Annotated in this window: 15 protein-coding genes; 6 read left to right on the forward strand and 9 right to left on the reverse strand. The window is 64.6% G+C overall.

Annotated features, from left to right (window positions below):
* The first annotated feature begins 8 nt into the window (after positions 1 to 8).
* Both CK215_RS05050 and CK215_RS05055 read left to right on the forward strand, forming a co-directional pair.
* Positions 9 to 902: a DMT family transporter gene (locus CK215_RS05050; protein ID WP_095830300.1), complete on the forward strand. Its 894-nt coding sequence runs from the start codon at positions 9 to 11 to the stop codon at positions 900 to 902.
* A 58-nt stretch (positions 903 to 960) separates the two neighbouring features.
* Positions 961 to 1,860: a DMT family transporter gene (locus CK215_RS05055; RefSeq protein ID WP_095830581.1), complete on the forward strand. Its 900-nt coding sequence runs from the start codon at positions 961 to 963 to the stop codon at positions 1,858 to 1,860.
* 148 nt (positions 1,861 to 2,008) lie between these two features.
* Here the strand turns inward: CK215_RS05055 and CK215_RS05060 are convergent, their stop codons facing one another.
* Positions 2,009 to 2,863 (reverse strand): LysR substrate-binding domain-containing protein, encoded by an 855-nt coding sequence (locus tag CK215_RS05060; protein WP_095830301.1) that lies wholly within the window; start codon positions 2,861 to 2,863, stop codon positions 2,009 to 2,011.
* Between the two features lie 113 nt (positions 2,864 to 2,976).
* On the opposite strand from CK215_RS05060, the gene CK215_RS05065 reads away from it, so the two are divergent.
* Both CK215_RS05065 and CK215_RS05070 read left to right on the forward strand, forming a co-directional pair.
* On the forward strand, positions 2,977 to 3,384 hold the full coding sequence (locus tag CK215_RS05065; RefSeq protein ID WP_095829270.1) for a 4-oxalocrotonate tautomerase family protein: 408 nt from the start codon (positions 2,977 to 2,979) through the stop codon (positions 3,382 to 3,384).
* Between the two features lie 306 nt (positions 3,385 to 3,690).
* Complete coding sequence (locus CK215_RS05070; protein ID WP_095830302.1) at positions 3,691 to 5,913, forward strand: AMP-binding protein; 2,223 nt, start codon at positions 3,691 to 3,693, stop codon at positions 5,911 to 5,913.
* 227 nt (positions 5,914 to 6,140) lie between these two features.
* Here CK215_RS05070 and CK215_RS05080 read toward each other — a convergent pair whose 3' ends face one another.
* From CK215_RS05080 to CK215_RS05110, 7 genes are all read right to left on the reverse strand, one after another.
* Positions 6,141 to 6,884, reverse strand: a complete 744-nt coding sequence (locus CK215_RS05080) for a phosphatidylcholine/phosphatidylserine synthase (protein ID WP_245299656.1) — start codon at positions 6,882 to 6,884, stop codon at positions 6,141 to 6,143.
* Between the two features lie 75 nt (positions 6,885 to 6,959).
* Complete coding sequence (locus CK215_RS05085; RefSeq protein ID WP_280940557.1) at positions 6,960 to 7,697, reverse strand: phosphatidylserine decarboxylase; 738 nt, start codon at positions 7,695 to 7,697, stop codon at positions 6,960 to 6,962.
* A gap of 87 nt (positions 7,698 to 7,784) precedes the next feature.
* The gene (locus CK215_RS05090) at positions 7,785 to 9,041 is read right to left on the reverse strand and encodes a DUF4375 domain-containing protein (RefSeq protein WP_170950227.1); all 1,257 of its coding nucleotides are present in this window, start codon (positions 9,039 to 9,041) and stop codon (positions 7,785 to 7,787) included.
* Between the two features lie 149 nt (positions 9,042 to 9,190).
* Entirely contained in the window at positions 9,191 to 9,532 is a 342-nt protein-coding gene (locus CK215_RS05095; protein ID WP_095779192.1) for an antibiotic biosynthesis monooxygenase, read from the reverse strand.
* Between the two features lie 253 nt (positions 9,533 to 9,785).
* A complete protein-coding gene (locus CK215_RS05100; protein WP_095830304.1) occupies positions 9,786 to 11,669 on the reverse strand; it encodes an ABC transporter ATP-binding protein/permease in 1,884 nt (627 codons plus the stop codon).
* Between the two features lie 7 nt (positions 11,670 to 11,676).
* A complete protein-coding gene (locus CK215_RS05105; protein WP_066997341.1) occupies positions 11,677 to 12,024 on the reverse strand; it encodes a metalloregulator ArsR/SmtB family transcription factor in 348 nt (115 codons plus the stop codon).
* A 132-nt stretch (positions 12,025 to 12,156) separates the two neighbouring features.
* The gene (locus tag CK215_RS05110) at positions 12,157 to 13,752 is read right to left on the reverse strand and encodes a LysM peptidoglycan-binding domain-containing protein (RefSeq protein ID WP_095830305.1); all 1,596 of its coding nucleotides are present in this window, start codon (positions 13,750 to 13,752) and stop codon (positions 12,157 to 12,159) included.
* A gap of 116 nt (positions 13,753 to 13,868) precedes the next feature.
* Between CK215_RS05110 and CK215_RS05115 the strand changes: the two genes are divergently transcribed.
* Positions 13,869 to 14,480: a TIGR00730 family Rossman fold protein gene (locus CK215_RS05115; RefSeq protein WP_095830306.1), complete on the forward strand. Its 612-nt coding sequence runs from the start codon at positions 13,869 to 13,871 to the stop codon at positions 14,478 to 14,480.
* A gap of 70 nt (positions 14,481 to 14,550) precedes the next feature.
* On the opposite strand, the gene CK215_RS05120 is transcribed toward CK215_RS05115, so the two are convergent.
* Positions 14,551 to 15,441, reverse strand: coding sequence for a LysR substrate-binding domain-containing protein (locus CK215_RS05120; RefSeq protein ID WP_095830307.1), 891 nt, complete (start codon positions 15,439 to 15,441; stop codon positions 14,551 to 14,553).
* A gap of 116 nt (positions 15,442 to 15,557) precedes the next feature.
* On the opposite strand from CK215_RS05120, the gene CK215_RS05125 reads away from it, so the two are divergent.
* A complete protein-coding gene (locus CK215_RS05125) occupies positions 15,558 to 15,848 on the forward strand; it encodes a muconolactone Delta-isomerase family protein (RefSeq protein WP_066997354.1) in 291 nt (96 codons plus the stop codon).
* Positions 15,849 to 15,898 lie beyond the last annotated feature (50 nt).

Below are 15,898 nucleotides of genomic sequence, written 5' to 3' on the forward strand. Positions count from 1 at the left end.
GATACCGCATGGCCGATGTCGTCGTCCTCGAAAGCCGCGAAAGGGTGCTGGCCGGCATCCTGTTCACCGCGGCCGCCTATTTCCTATTTTCGGCGCAGGATGCCTCGATCAAGCTGTTGGTGGCCGGCATGACGGTGTGGCAGATCATGTTCTTCCGCTCGGTCACCATCCTTGCCGCCTGCGGCGCGATCGGCGGACGGACGCTGTTCGCCGACACCGTAAACTCGCCCATCGTGCGGCCGATGCTGGTGCGCAGCGCGTTCACGCTCGCGGCCTGGCTCTGCTACTACAACGCCGCACGCTCGCTGCAGCTCGCCGAGCTCACCACCATCTACTACGCCGCGCCGATCATCGTCAGCGTGCTTTCAGTGGTGATGCTGGGCGAGACCGTGCCGCTCTTGCGCTGGGCGGCGGTGTTCGTCGGATTCGTTGGCGTCTTCATCGCCTGCGACCCGGCGCGTCTCGGCTTCTCCCTGCCGGTCCTGCTTGTGCTGGCGGCAGCGCTTTTGTGGGGCATCGCCGTGGTGCTCTTGCGCAAGACCGCGATGCAGGAGCGCACGACGATCCAGCTGGTGCTCAACAATTTCTACTTCCTGCTTTTTTCGGCAGTGCCGGCGCTGATCTGGTGGCGCATGCCCGACGCGTCGCAGCTCATGCTTCTCATGAGCGTCGGCGCGCTCGGCGGCGTCGCGCAATACATGCTGTTCGAGGGCATGAAACGGGCGCCGGTTTCGATCGTGGCGCCATTCGAATACACCTCGCTGGTCTGGGCGTTCGCGCTGGGCTTCGCCATCTGGGGCGACGTGCCGAGAACCGAAGTTTTCACGGGCGCGGCTTTGATCGTCGGCGCCGGCCTGCTGATCGTCGGCAACGAGCGTTTCCGCAAACGGGTCGAGGACTGATGACAGAAGGCTGTCAGCACGAGCGGCATAGTCTGGTGCCATGACGGATACGGTCGACATGCCTGAAAAGCTTGCCAAGGGCACCGCCGACGCCACAGCCGAGCGTATGCTGGGCGTGGTGCTAGTCTCGGCCTCGGCCGTCGCCTTCGCGCTCACCGGCGTGCTGACCAAGTCGATCCATGCCGATCCGCTGACCATCACCTGCTGGCGCGGCTTCTTCGGCTCGATCCTGATTGCTCTTTACGTGCTGTGGCGCCGCCGCCGCTCGGGCGGGCGCGAGAGCCTCAGGCTCGGCTGGCGCGGCTGGCTGCTTGCGGTCGAGGGGGCTGCCGCCAGCATCGCCTTCATCGCGGCGTTCAAATACACCTATGTCGCCAATGTCGCGGTGATCTACGCCACCTCACCCTTCATAGCCGCACTGCTTGCCTTGCTGCTGGTGCGGGAAAAATTCCGGCTGCAGACGATGCTGGCGGCGGCCGTGTCGCTATGCGGCGTCGCCGTCATGGTGGGCGGCGGCTTTGGCAGCGGCCACCTGTTCGGCGACGGGCTGGCGCTTTTGATGACCACCGGCAGCGCGCTCTACATGATCATGGTGCGCGCCTTTCGCGACTCGCCCGTCGTCTGGGCCGGCGCGGTGTCGGCCTTCCTGCTCTTCGTCCTCGGCTGGTTCGTCACCGACCCGGTTGCCGTTTCGACCCGCGATATGGTGCTGCTTGCCACCTTCGGCTGCTCCTTCGCGCTGGCCTCGATCCTGTGGACCGAAGGTTCGCGGCTTATCCCCGCTGCCGAATCCGGCCTGCTCGGCTCGGCCGAAGTGCCGTTCGCCATCCTGTTCGCCTTTCTGTTCCTCGGCGAATTCCCACCGCTGGCCAGCATCGTAGGCGGCGCGATCGTGCTTTGCGCGGTTTTCGCGCACGCCGCACGCGACTGGTCGAGAGCCAAATCGACGCGTTCGTAAATTTTTTTCGCGGTCACGGAACCATCACCCGACTCAGGCATTGTTAGATCGACGGGTCACCCCCCAAGTCCCCCCAAACCCCTCGACCCGTCCGACTAGAAGCCGACCCGCAAAAAGGTCGGCTTTTTCTTTGGGCGTTCCTGGCCGTTCAGGGCGGCAGCGCCAGGCCGGTGCCCAGAAGCTCCGCGAGATCCCGCGCCGGACGAGCCGCCTCGCGGCCGAGCCGGATGGCGAAGCCGGCCATTGGCAGCGGCGGCAGGTTGAGATCGGGGGACGCTTCCACGATACCGGAATGAGCAAGACGCCGGGTGCGCGGCGTCAGCGCGATGCCGGCATTGACCGCGCTGCGCAGGCCGGCAAGGCTGGAGCTGCCGGCAGCGATGCGGTAGCGGCGGCCGGCGGCGTCGAGTGCATTGAGCGCAGCCTCCCTGAAGCCGCAATAGGGATCGAGCAGCGCCAGCGGCACCACGTCCTGCCGCGTCGCCAGCCCTTTTTCCGAGCAGAGCCACAGCATCGGCTCGCTGATCAGGAACGCTTCATCCGGGGATGGCGCATGGCGCATGGTGATCGCGAGATCGAGCTGGCCCGCCTGCAGCGCGGACCCGAGCTCCAGGGAGCGGCCGACGCGCAGCTCGATCCTGACGCGCGGATGGCTGGCGGCGAAGGCGCGCAACAGCTCCGGCAGGCCACGATCGGCAAAGTCCTGCGTGGTTCCGATGGCGATGCGACCGCCGACGCGCGCGCCTTTCAGCGCCAGCCAGGCCTCAGTGTGGACGGCAAGGATGCGCCTGGCATGGCCGACAAGGTCCTCGCCGGCAGGCGTCAGGCCGCGGCCCCGGCCCTGGGGCGCGAGCAGCGGCTCGCCGACGATCTCCTCCAGCCGCTGCATCTGCGCCGTGACGGCGGATGGGGAGCGGCCGACAGCGGACGCCGCCCTGGCCAGGGAGCCGCCATCGACGAAGGCGAGGAAAGTTTTGAGCAGGTCGGGATCGAGAGTTTCCATACTTCGGTGATATCGAAGTAATTATCAAAGACAATTCGATTTTTTTGATGCACGGCTAGTGGCATGGTCCCTTCATCGGCGGCGCGAAGCCGTCAGAAGCGAAGGAGAGAAAAATGCCGATCATCAATGTCAGCGTCACCGGCGAGCCCGACGCAAAGCGTTCCGCCGCGATCGCGAAGGAGATTACCGAGATTACGGCCACGCATCTGTGCAAGGACCCGACCATCACCGCGGTTGCGGTCAGCTACGTCGATCCGCAGCACTGGTTCGCCGGCGGCAAGTCGCTGGCCGGGCATGGCACGAGCACCTTCTGGCTCGACATCAAGGTGGTGGACGGCACCAACACCAAGCTCGAGCTCGAAGCCTATCTCAAGGCGATTTTCGACGCGTTCGGCCGCCTGCTCGGCGGCGTCCATGAGGAAAGCTACGCGCTGGTGCATGAGGTTCCGGCGGCGGCCTACGGTTTTGGCGGCAAGAGCCAGGAGTTCCGCTTCATCAGCGGGAGACTGAAGGTGGCGTAGCGGCACGCCTTCCCTTCTCCCCCTGTGGAAGAAGGTCGATCGGCGCCCAGCGCCGAGACGGATGAGGGGGTTCTGGAAGAAGCACGGCCTCGAAGAATCGATTGCTTTCAGGCACTTGCATATTCAGCGAAGCGGTCCGTCCGACACACCTTATCCGGCCGATCTTCGCTCGGCCACCTTCTCCCGCAAGGATAGACCGGAGCGCCCTCCCAACCCCACATTGACCTTGCCCCCACTTCCGCTACCTTCTGCCACCGAAGCGGCCGCGCAAGAGCCGCACCGTGGAGGACGTTGGGAGAGAGCGGCATGATCCTGACATTGGCGCTGCTTGCCGGTCTTGTCTTTGCCTGGCTGCTGATTGGCGTGATCGAGAGGTTCCGGCTCGACCTGCGCTTTACCCAGGCGTTGCTCTACGTGCCGTTCAAGCTCGCCTACCGTATTGCCGACGACCGCATCCGCATTGCCCGCAATGCCCGCACGCCGGTGATCTATGTCGTTTCGCACCAATCGCGCATCGAGCCGGCGCTGATGCTGTCGCTCTTGCCGGACGACACGCTGCACATTCTGGACGAGGCCTCGGCCCGCTCGCCCTGGCTGGAGCCGTGGCGCGAGCTTGCCCGGACCATCGCCTTCAATGCCGAACATCTCTTCGTGAGCCGGCGGCTGGTGCGCGTTTTGAAGGGCAAGGGCCGGCTTGCGGTCTATCTGCCCGACGACGTCGAGCCGGACGTCAAGTCGTTCCGCCTGTTCCGCGCCATCACCCGCATCGCCATGCAGGCCGACGCCCGCATCGTGCCGATCTTCGTCGCCGGTGCGCGCGACCTGCCGATGTCGCTGACGCCGGCCGACAAGGCGCCGCGCCACTGGTTCCCGCGCCTGTCGCTCAGCGTGCTGGAACCGATGACCGTCGCCGAGCTGGTGGCGCGCAACCCCGACATGGCGTCGAACACCAACGCCCTGTTCGACCGGTTTGCCGAGGCGCGGCTCTACGGCAGCAATCTCGACCGCGGCCTTTTCCTGGCCGTGCGCGACGCGGCGGATCGCGTCGGCGCCTCGCATCCGATCATCGAGGACGTGATTTCGGGCGCGCTCAGCTATCGCAAGATGTTCATCGGCGCGCGCGTGCTCGGCCGCCGCTTCGAGGCGGTGACGGCGCCCGGCGAAGCGGTCGGCCTGCTCCTGCCCAATGCCAATGGCGTGGTGCTCTCCTTTATCGGGCTTATCTCGGCGGCCCGCGTCGCGGCGATGATCAACTACACCGCCGGCCCGGCGAGCGTCACCGCCGCGATCCGCACGGCGGTCATTCGCACAGTGGTCTCTTCTCGCGCGTTCATCGAGAAGGCCGCCATCGACGACATCGTCGCCGCCGTCGAGGCGGGCGGCGCCAAGATGCTGTGGCTGGAGGATGTGCGCGAGAGCGTGACCTTGCTCGACAAGGTCGCGGCGGCGCTTTTCTGGCGTTTTCCGCTGCAGCGGCAGCATGCGTCGAAACCAGCGGTGATCCTGTTCACCTCGGGCTCGGAAGGAACGCCGAAGGCAGTGGTGCTGTCGCACCGCAACCTTCTCGCCAACGCCATGCAGGCCGAGGCGCGCATCACGATCTCGCCGGCCGATATCCTGCTCAACGTGCTGCCCGTCTTCCATTCCTTCGGGCTGACCGGCGGCACGATCCTGCCGCTGGTAACCGGTGTGAAACTGTTCCTCTATCCCTCGCCGCTGCACTACAAGATCATTCCGGAGATCGCGCGCAAGGTGAGGCCGACCGTCATGTTCGGCACCGACACTTTCCTCGCCAACTATGCCCGCACTGCCAAGGACGGCGATTTCTCCAGCCTGCGTTTCGTCGTGGCCGGCGCCGAAGCGGTAAAGCCCGAGACAAGGCGCACCTACCGCGACCGTTTCCAGGCATCGATCATCGAAGGGTTTGGGCTGACCGAGGCGGCGCCAGTGGTGGCGGTGAACACCGCCATCCACAATCGCGATGGCACGGTCGGCCGGCTGCTGCCGGCGATCCGCATGAAGCTTGAGCCGGTCGAGGGCATCAGCGAGGGCGGCCGGCTGTGGCTCGACGGGCCGAACATGATGATGGGCTACATGACCGCCGACCGCCCCGGCGAGTTGCAGCCGCTCGAGGGCTGGCACGACACCGGCGACATCGTCTCGGTCGACCGCGACGGCTTCATCACCATCCGCGGGCGGGCAAAACGCTTTGCCAAGATCGCCGGCGAGATGGTGTCGCTGGGCGCGGTCGAGATGCTGGTGCAGTCGCTGTGGCCGGAACAGCGCCATGCCGCGGTGGCGGTGCCCGATAAGAGGCGCGGCGAGCGCATCGTGCTGGTCACCACGGCCGACGACGCCAATGCCGAAGAGCTGCGCCAGTTCGGCAAGAAGGCCGGCGCGGCCGAGTTGATGGTGCCCAATGACATCATCAAGGTGGAAGAGATCCCGGTGCTGGGTTCCGGCAAGACGGATTACGTGTCGGCGCGGAAGCTGGCGATCGACCGGCTTGGGCTGAGCGCGGCGGCTTAGGCCGTATCGCAAGCGCTGGCGGGACAGCGCCCCCCTCTGTCCTGCCGGACATCTCCCCCACACGGGGGGAGATCAGATGCCGTCTCGGCTTTCGCCAATCAGCATCGTTGCAGGATGCGCGGCTTGAACGAAGCTGCCAATTTCTCCCCCAAGTGGGGAGATGTTCGCCAGGACAGAGGGGGGCGCGAAGGAACTCGGCGGCTCGAAGTCGCGCCTCTCGAGCGGGTTCAGCCGATATCCGAAGGCGGCACCTTCTCGCCTTCGCGCATGGCCCGCTTCGAATAGGCTCGCACCGAGAACGGCAGGAAGACGAGGTAGCCGGCGACCGATGCTGTCAGCGTGTACCAGGGATAGGCCATCAACAGCAGGATGTAGAGCACGACGCCGAGGATGACCGGAAGCACTCTGTCTCCCGGCACCTTGACGCTCTTGCCCGAATAGACCGGCAGGCGACTGACCAAGAGGAAGGCGACGAGCACGGTGAAGCCAGAGGCAACGAAGGCCGCCCCCCGGGTCGGTTCCAGGCCGAGCCGCAGGAAGTAGAGATAGCAAGGCAGCATGACCAGCACCGCGCCCGCCGGCGCCGGGACGCCGACGAAATACTCGGTCTGCCAGGCCGGCTGGTCGGTGTCGTCGGCCAGCACATTGAAGCGGGCGAGCCGCATGCCGCAGGCAATGGTGAACAGGAGCGCCGCGATCCAGCCCGGCGAGCCGGCGCGGTCGAGCAGGAAGGCATAGAGCACCAGCGCGGGCGCGACGCCGAAATTGACGATATCGGCCAGCGAATCCATCTGCGCGCCGAATTTCGAGGTCGCCTTCAGCATGCGCGCCAAGCGGCCGTCGATGCCGTCGAGGAAGGCGGCGAGCAGCACCATGACGACGGCCGGCTCGAAACGGTCCTCGAAGGCGAAGCGGATGCCGGACAGGCCGGCGCAGATCGCAAGAACGGTAACCAGATTGGGCAGCACCATGCGCATCGGAATTTCGCGGATGCGAGGGCCGCCGCTGGCGTGTGCCTCGAACTTCTTGAAAGGCGCGCCCACCGCTCAGGAAATCCTGACCAGCGGGGCGACGGCGGTGCCGCCGAACTCGGCAAGCACCGTCTCGCCGCCCACCGCCGTCTGGCCGACGGCGACGCGCGGCACGGCGTTCGACGGCAGGAAGACGTCAACGCGGGAGCCGAAGCGGATCAGGCCAAAACGCTCGCCGATGCCGATCGAGCCGCCCTGCTCGGCCCAGCAGACGATGCGGCGCGCCACAAGGCCGGCGATCTGCACGGCGGCAACGGTGCCGTTGGGACTGTCGATGACCAGCCCGTTGCGCTCGTTCTCCGAGCTTGCCTTGTCGAGCTCGGCATTGAGGAATTTGCCGGGACGATGCTCGATGCGCGTGATCCTGCCGCGCACCGGCGCGCGGTTGATGTGGCAGGAAAAGACATTCATGAACACCGAGATACGGGTCATTTCGCCCGTGCCCAGGCCAAGCTCGCGCGGCGGCACGGCAGGCCCGACCGCCGAAACCACGCCGTCGGCCGGACTGACTACCAGCCGGTCGTCGACCGGCGTGACGCGCTCTGGGTCACGGTAAAAATAGATGCACCAGCCGGTGAGGATCAGCCCGAGCCAGAACAGGATCGAGGAGAAATAGCCGAGGAACAGCGTGGCCGCGCCGAAGGCGGCGATGAAGGGATAGCCCTCGCGATGGATCGGAACGAACGTATTCTTGATCGTATCGAGAAGCGTCATAGGGCTTGGGGCGGTCCCTGTTTCAGGTCCGGCCTCAATAGCCGAAAGCCCCCCTCCCCGCAACGCAACAATGGGAGAGGATGGACGTGTCACCGGAGGTGAACACCGCGAAAAGCGAACAGATACCTACCTGGCGGCAGCGGAGCGATCAAAGTGATTTTGGAGTTCGGACATGGTAGCCTCGGCGACCCTTTCGTCATCGTTGCCCCGCAAGAGCAGACCGCCATTCGGCGAAGACAAGAAAAGGAAGGCCCGGTTGGACGCCAACACCACCCAATTGACGACCTGCCCTTCCGCCGTTTGCACCACCGAGTTCGCTGAAACAACTGCATCCACAGGGTCGAAACCGGCCTTGCGCAGCAGCAGGTCGACTGCGGCCGGAGCATGGAATTGCTCGGCCAATTCGATAACCGTGTCGATCTCCGATCCTTCAGCATGACCAAGCTGGACGCCGATCCGTGGTGCGTTCGCTCCCAACGGGTTCTCGCCCGGGCGTACGATTGGTGGATCTTCGGGTGCGATATGTTCATATACGGCAACGCTTGCCTTTGTTTCGGCACAGAGCCGGAGTTCTTTCGCACTGGTTCGAAGCTGGAAAACCAACTGCTTTTCGCCTTCGATATCCAGCATCCTCGCCATGCCGAACGCCAGTTTGATCTCCGATGGAGATATCTTCGCGCAGGCGAGGCCGGCGCCGACTTCGCGCCGACTCAACATCTGGCTGACCAGGTTGCCAACCGACTCATGAAGAAGCCTAGTTTCGCGCTGGGGGTTGGCCATAACGAGTTGATTCATCGCTTCGTCGTAATCGTCATCATCGACAATCTGCAGATCGGGCCAAGAAGCGATCCAACGCGCAAGCAAATGCTCCATCGGCACGGCGTCATCCGCTTCGTAGAACGCATCGTCGAGCGTATCCAGGAAATCGTCGCGGCCACCCTCGAAGCCCGTTTGTCTCGCCGCTTCGTCGGGATGTTTGGCAACCCAAGCCGACATCTTTTCCAAGGTTGCCAGCTGTCCTTTTGCCCCACACGCGCTGAGTCCGGCTCTGGCATTGGCAATCGTGGTGTCGATTTCGCTGCCTGCATTATGGATGAATTGACTATGGCCGCCGTTCTTTACCTCCGAGGAATACCAATCCGCGTCAAAGACCTGCATCGCCTTTGGGTTGATCTCCGGGTAGCGATAGAGCCCTTTGGAAATCATCGTCACGGCGAATTGCATAATGGCGACGACGAGTTGAAAAGGCTGTTCACCAGCCCCTTCAATCTTCGAACGAGGCACCATAATCAAGGGTATCAATAGGCCGCCTCCTTTTTGTTCGGAAGCCAGCAATTTCTTTGTGGAATCTGCTTTGGATTTGCGTGAGAAGAACCCGAACATCGAACGCTTTTCCGTCATCCAAAGTAAAATGCGCAACTATTGCTGCCGAAACAATATCAGCAGCCGTTGGAGATAAAAGCCCCCGCCCGATTGATTGATAGGATGAGCGACGCCCGTATCGGCCGGGCGCCGCTGCGGAAGGATACACCTCATAACTCCGGCACGCGCTGGTAGTTGGCGATATCCGCCTTGACCCCGAGGCGGGCGATCGTTGCCTGAGGGCTGAAGGCGATGCGCTCGTGCGCGGCCTTGACGATCGGCACGACGTTGTCGACCGCGGCCTGACTTTCCCATTCGACCATGGTGACGATGTTGAATTCGCCGGGGCCGGAGAACTGCTCGAGCAGGAAGTCCTGGACGAAGCCGTCCTGCTGGCGCAGCAATTCGTGCGTCATCCTTACCTTGCCGAGGATCTCGTCGCGCGCTTCCGCCGGCACGACGAATTTGTCGACCCGGAACACGCTGCCAGCGCGTTGATCTTGAGTGCTCATTTCGATCGGTCTCCGTTCTTGGAAGGCTTGCTTCGCAGGGTTCGGAGACGGTTTGCAAGCTCAAGCTAGGTTGAGGTCAAGGGGATTTTGCGCCGACTTCTCCTTCTCCCCTTGTGGGAGAAGGTGTCGCCGAAGGCGACGGATGAGGGGTGCTCCAGCGAGGTGAGACGCTGACATTCCCTGGAACACCCCTCATCCGTCTCGGCGCTGCGCGCCGATCCACCTTCTCCCACAGGGGGAGAAGGAAGAGGCGCTAGCTCACCTCCGACGTCCTTCTCCGTACGATCACACCGAACTCGTCGCTTTCACGCGCAATGCGCAGGCGCTCCTCGGCTTCGGTGGCCTCGCGCTGGCGGTCCCACATCGAGGCGTAGAGGCCCTGCTGGCGCAAGAGCGCGGCGTGGGTGCCGCGCTCGGCGATCTGGCCGTCCTTGAGCACGATGATCTCGTCGGCCGAAATCACCGTCGACAGCCGGTGAGCAATCACAAGGGTGGTGCGTCCCTTGCTGACGAGGTCCAGTGCTGCCTGGATCTCCTGCTCGGTTTGGGTGTCCAGCGCCGAGGTCGCCTCGTCCAGCATCAGGATCGGCGGGGCCTTCAGGATCGTGCGGGCGATCGCGACCCGCTGCTTCTCGCCGCCCGACAGTTTCAGCCCGCGCTCGCCGACCATCGAGCGGTAGCCGTCGGGGAGTTTTTCGATGAACGGCCCGATCTGGGCGAGCTCGGCGGCCTTGCGCACCTCCTCCTCGCTGGCGCCGACATGGCCGTAGCGGATGTTGTAGGCGATGGTGTCGTTGAAGAGCACCGTGTCCTGCGGCACCATGCCGAGCACCGCGCGCAGGCTCTCCTGCGTGACGTCGCGGATGTCCTGGCCGTCGATCAGCACCTGGCCGCGCTGCACGTCATAGAAGCGGAACAGAAGCCTGGAGATAGTCGACTTGCCTGCGCCGGAGGGGCCGACGATGGCGACCGTCTTGCCGGCCGGCACCTCGAAGGAGACGCCCTTCAGGATCTTGCGGTTCGAATCATAGGAGAAGTGCACGTCGCGGAACTCGACCTTGCCGGCACTCACCTTCAACGGCTTGGCGTCCGGCTTGTCGACGATCTCCTGGGGCACGTCGAGCAGGTCGAACATGTGCTCGATATCGGTCAAGCCCTGGCGGATTTCGCGATAGATGAAGCCGATGAAGTTGAGCGGCACCGAAAGCTGCATCAGCATGGCGTTGATGAAGACGAAATCGCCGACCGACTGCGTGCCGGCCTGCACCTCGAGCGCCGACATGCACATGACGATGACCGTGCCGAGGCCGAAGATGAGACCCTGGCCGAAGTTAAGCCAGCCGAGCGAGGTCCAGGTCTTAGTGGCGGCAATTTCATAACGCGCCATCGAGCGGTCGAAGCGCTCGGCTTCCATGCGCTCATTGGTGAAATATTTGACCGTCTCGAAATTCAAGAGCGAGTCGATCGCCTTGGTGTTGGCGTCGGTGTCGCTTTCGTTCATGTCGCGGCGGATCGAGATGCGCCAGTCGCTGGCCTTGACTGTGAACCAGACATAGATCCACACGGTGACCGCGACCACGGCGACGTATTTCCAGCCATAGGTGTAGGCGAAGATGCCGGCCGTCAGTGCGAATTCGAGGATGGTCGGCGCCGTGTTCAGCATGACGAAGCGCACGATCGTCTCGATGCCCTTGGTGCCGCGCTCGATGATGCGCGACAGACCGCCGGTGCGGCGCTCAAGATGGAAGCGCAGCGACAGCTGGTGCATGTGGACGAAGGTGCGGAAAGCAAGCTGGCGCACCGCATATTGGCCGACGCGGGCAAACAGCGCGTCGCGCAGCTGGTTGAAGCCGAGCTGGACCAGCCTCAGCACATTATAGGCGATGACCAGCATCACCGGCGCGAGCATGAAGGCGGGCAGCGGCGGCGGCGTCTTCGAGGCGTGGGCGAGCGCATCGGTTGCCCATTTGAAGAAATAGGGACCGGCGACCAGGGTGACCTTGGCGACGACGAGAAGCAGCGTCGCCCAGGTAACGCGGGCTCTCAAGTCGGCGCGGTCGGCCGGCCACATATAGGGCCACAGATTGCGCAGTGTGGTGAGGGTGCCGGTTTCGGCGGAGACGGTCTTGTCGGCCATTTTGTTCTTAGCTTTCTTTCATGCTTTTGCCGCAGCAGGAATCGACCAGGGCCGCGAGCGACGCCGAGACTTCGGCGAGCGTAGCGCGGTCCACCGCGTAGCGTGAACGCTGGCGATCCGCCTCGAAGCGGACGAGCCCTGCTTCGACCAGGATCTTCAGATGCTGCGAAACGGTCGACTGGGCGAGATCGAGATGATCGACCACCTCGCGGCAGGAGCAGCAGCTACTGGCCGAGAGATGCTTCAGGATCTCAATGCGTGCCGGATGCGACAGCGCCGCGAACCGCGTGGCGATGCCGCGGCTGTCGAGGGCTCGGCTATTGAGGGCGCGGTTGACGGATAAGGATTCGGTCATCGTTCATCGCCGATAAACGATGGAGGATGAGAGGGCAAGCCAGGCGGATGGGTAGCACGGTAGGAAGTGTCGAACGCCGGCGGGGCAGCGCCCCTCTGCCCTGCCGGGCATCCCCACGAGGGGGATTGCGCTCTACTCCGTCTTTGGCGCCGTCATCTGGTCACCCATGGCCTTCATGTCGGCCGGCTCGCCTTCCTTCGACTTGCCGGGGACCTTGAAGACCTGACCGGGCCAGATGCGGTCGGGATTGCGGATCTGATCCTGGTTGGCGAGATAGATGGTCGAGTAGCGCACGCCATGGCCATAGACGCGCCGCGAGATGCGCCAGAGCGTATCGTTGCGGCGGATGATGACGGCGCCATCGACGTGTTCGAGCTTCGGCGCCATGGTTTCAGGCACGTCGGCCGCAGGATTCGCTTCGGCGACCTCGGCCGACGTGTCGGCGGTCGCGGCGGGCTTGCCCGCTTCGTCGGTAGCGGTGGCCGGCGCCGTCGTCTCGGCGGGATTGGCCGCCCCGGACTTTGCCTCCGCGGGCTGGGACCCCGCACCCTGGGCGAGCTTGCTGTCGGCGGGCTTGGCCTGGTTGGGCGCGACGGCGGCAATCGACTCGCCGGGCTCGCGTTCGAACGGGACAGCGGCGCGGGCGACGACCTTGACGCCGTCGTCGGCCAGGCCGTCGACATGAATGGTGTGGTTGCCGACCGGAATGTCGCGCGCCGCCTCGATCAGGAAATGGCCGTCAGGCGAAGTTTTCGCCTCGCCAAGCAGTACATCGTCGGCATAGGCGCGCACCTTGCGGCCGGGATCGGCCCTGCCCGCGACGAAGATCTTGCCGCCGTCGATCTCAACCGCCTCGACGGCCATCTTCGGTTCGTCTGCGGCGGCGTTCTGGGTCGCCGGAGCGGAAGGCTGATCCGTAGCTGCCGGTGCCGTTGCAGCCGGCGCCCCCGCCGGGGCAGACGCCGCCGGCGCGGTTGCGGCCGGGGCTTGCGCGTCCGGGGCGGCTGCCTGACCGGTGGCGGCAGGTGCCGCCGGCTTGGCCGCGGGCTGCGGAATGGTCAGCAATTCGGACGGCTTGCCCGGCTCCTCGACCATCGCCAGCACCTGGCCGGTCGGGCTCTGCGGCACTGAGACGACGGCGGTCTGCGCCGAGGCGACTGCGACGCCGCCAGCGGTCGAGCGCAGCGTGATCGTGTAGTCGCCGGGCTTCAGCGGATCGTCGAGCACGATGGCGAAGGCACCATCGGGACCGGCATCGGTCGAGCCGAGCACCGTGCCGCCGTTCAGGACTTCGACCTTGGCATTGGGCGCCGCGCTGCCGGCGACGACAATCGAGCCATTGCCTTCGACGCGCACGACATCGAAGGTTGGCAGCGTGGGTCCTGCGGCGGCCGGCGCCTGAGCGGCCGGCGCGGATTCCGCCGGGGCCGTCGCGTTGTTGGCAGGCGCCATTGCATTGTTGGCGGGCGCCGTCTTGTTGGCCGGCGCCATCGTGTTGTTGGCCGGCGCCATTGCATTGGCCGGGGCTTGCGCCTGCGGTACACGCGCCTCGGTGGAGGTGCTTGAGGATTCGGCCGGCTTCGTGCCTGCCTGCGGCAGCGACGCGACCTGCGGCGGATTCTGCTTGTTGATGTATGGGTCGAGCGCGCCCGACCCGTAGGCGACCGCCGCGACGACGGCAACGCCGCCCGCCGCGAACAAAAACGCCTTGGAAGAATTGATAGCCATAATCTTTTCTGCCCCTTAGCCACCTAACGCCGGTCTAGCGTGTTTTCACCAAGCTCACAAGAAAAAGCCCGTCCTTGGGCTTGACCGCGCCAACCGTCCCTATCACCAATCATGACATGAACACGATTCGATCCGTCTGCGTCTATTGCGGTTCGTCTCCGGGCCGCGACGAGGCCTATGTCAAGGCCGGCCACCTGCTCGGCCGCTCGCTGGCGAAGTCCGGCCTGCGCCTGATCTATGGCGGCGGCACCAAGGGAATCATGGGCGCCGTCGCAGACGGGGCACTCAAGGCCGGCGGCAAGGTGACCGGCATCATCCCGCGCTTCCTGATCAACAAGGAGGCGACCGAGACCGCTCTCGACAAGCTCGACGAGCTGGTGATCACCGACAACATGCACGAGCGCAAGCACAGGATGTTCGAGAAATCCGACGCCTTCGTGGCGCTGCCGGGCGGCATCGGCACGGTCGAGGAGATCGTCGAGATCATGACCTGGGCGCAACTCGGCCATCACCGCAAGCCGATCGTGTTCGCCAACATCAGGGCCTTCTGGGACCCGATGCTGGCGCTCATCGAGCACATGTCGGGCGAAGGCTTCATCCACACCGCACATAGGGTGAAGCCGCTGGTGGTCAACGACCCCGAGGCAATCGTCGCCGCCATCATGGTGGCGGGCTCGTCGGTCGATGCGCCGACGGAAGGGGTGCAGGCGGTGATCGACAAAATGTAAGGTGAATGGTGAATAGTGCGGATCGCACGAGCCGAAATCTGTCCACCGCCAGATAGTAACTATTCGCTATTCACCATTCACCGTTCACCGTCCTCCTCAAATCCTCAATCACCGCCCTCCGGTCATTGCGCCGCCAGGCGAGATGGATTTCAACGCTGCGCTTGAACCATGGCAGGTCGCGAAAGACGATGCCGGCCGGCGCAGCGCTTTGCAGGCTTTCCTGTACCGTCGCCAGGCCCAGCCCGGCGCTGACCAGGCCGAGCGAGGTCAAGGGATCGGCCGTCTCGTAGGCGATGTCGGGCACGAAACCGGCCTCCATGCAGGCCGCCAGGAACTGCGCGCGGTTGGTGTCATCGGGTTGGCGCACGACGGTGATCCAGACGCGGGCGTCAAGATGGCGGGGCCTGATGTCGCTCGCATCGACAAGCGGATCGCCTTCGGGGATCGCCAGCACCAGCGGTTCGCGCCGCACCAGCATGCTCTCGATATCCGGATCGCCTTGCGGCGCCGGCGCGTAGACGAAGCCGAGGTCGAGCACGCGCTGGCGCAGATCCTCGAACTGCGCGGCCGTGCGGCGGCTTCTCAGTTGCAGATGAAAATCCGGCCGCTCGCGGCGGAATTCCCTGAGCATCGCGGCGATCAGCCCGGCATGCACCGCCCCCTCGACGTAGCCGATGGCGAGGCTGCCGGTCGCGCCGCTTGCAAGCTTGCGGCCGAGCTCCTCCAGCCGCGCGGCATTGACGAGCAGAGCGCGCGCCTCGGTAAGGAAAGCCCTGCCCTCGGCGTTAAGATGGACGCGCTGCTTCGATCGCTCGAACAGCGTGACGCCGAGTTGTTCCTCGAGCTGCATGATCTGCCGGCTCAAGGGCGACTGCGAGATATGCAGCTGCTCGGCGGCGCGGCCGACATTGCCGGCCTCGGCGACGGCAACGAAATAGCGGATCTGCCGCAGGTCAAGCATTCTGCGTCTCTATGATCTAAGTCCTTCAAGGTCTGATCTTTAGCCTAATCAGTCTTGGACAGTCTGACCAGCCGGCGCGATATCTTCCGCATCAACCGGCCACAAAGGAGACCGCCATGCAGTTCTTTGCCCTTCTCACCCGCAACACCGAAAAGTTCAGCGATAGCGATTTCGCGCCGCTGCTTCCGGGCGAAGCCGAGCAGCGGCGCACGCTCTATGCGCAAGGCGCCGTGCGCCAGGTCTGGAACCGCGGTGACATCCCCGGCAGCGGCATGATGTTCGAGGCTGCCGACGACAAGGAGGTGCGCGGCCATCTCGCCACCCTGCCGCTTGTCGAGGCCGGAATGATGGACATCGCGGCGATCGTGCCGCTCAATCCCTATCCCGGCTTCGGCCCGAAGCGTTGAGACCGGGATGAAGAGAGGTGCTGCCGCTCACCCGGCAGCACCTATGAGCG

Origin of the sequence: Mesorhizobium sp. WSM3864 (assembly GCF_002294955.1) — a bacterium.
In the GTDB taxonomy this organism is placed as follows: domain Bacteria; phylum Pseudomonadota; class Alphaproteobacteria; order Rhizobiales; family Rhizobiaceae; genus Mesorhizobium.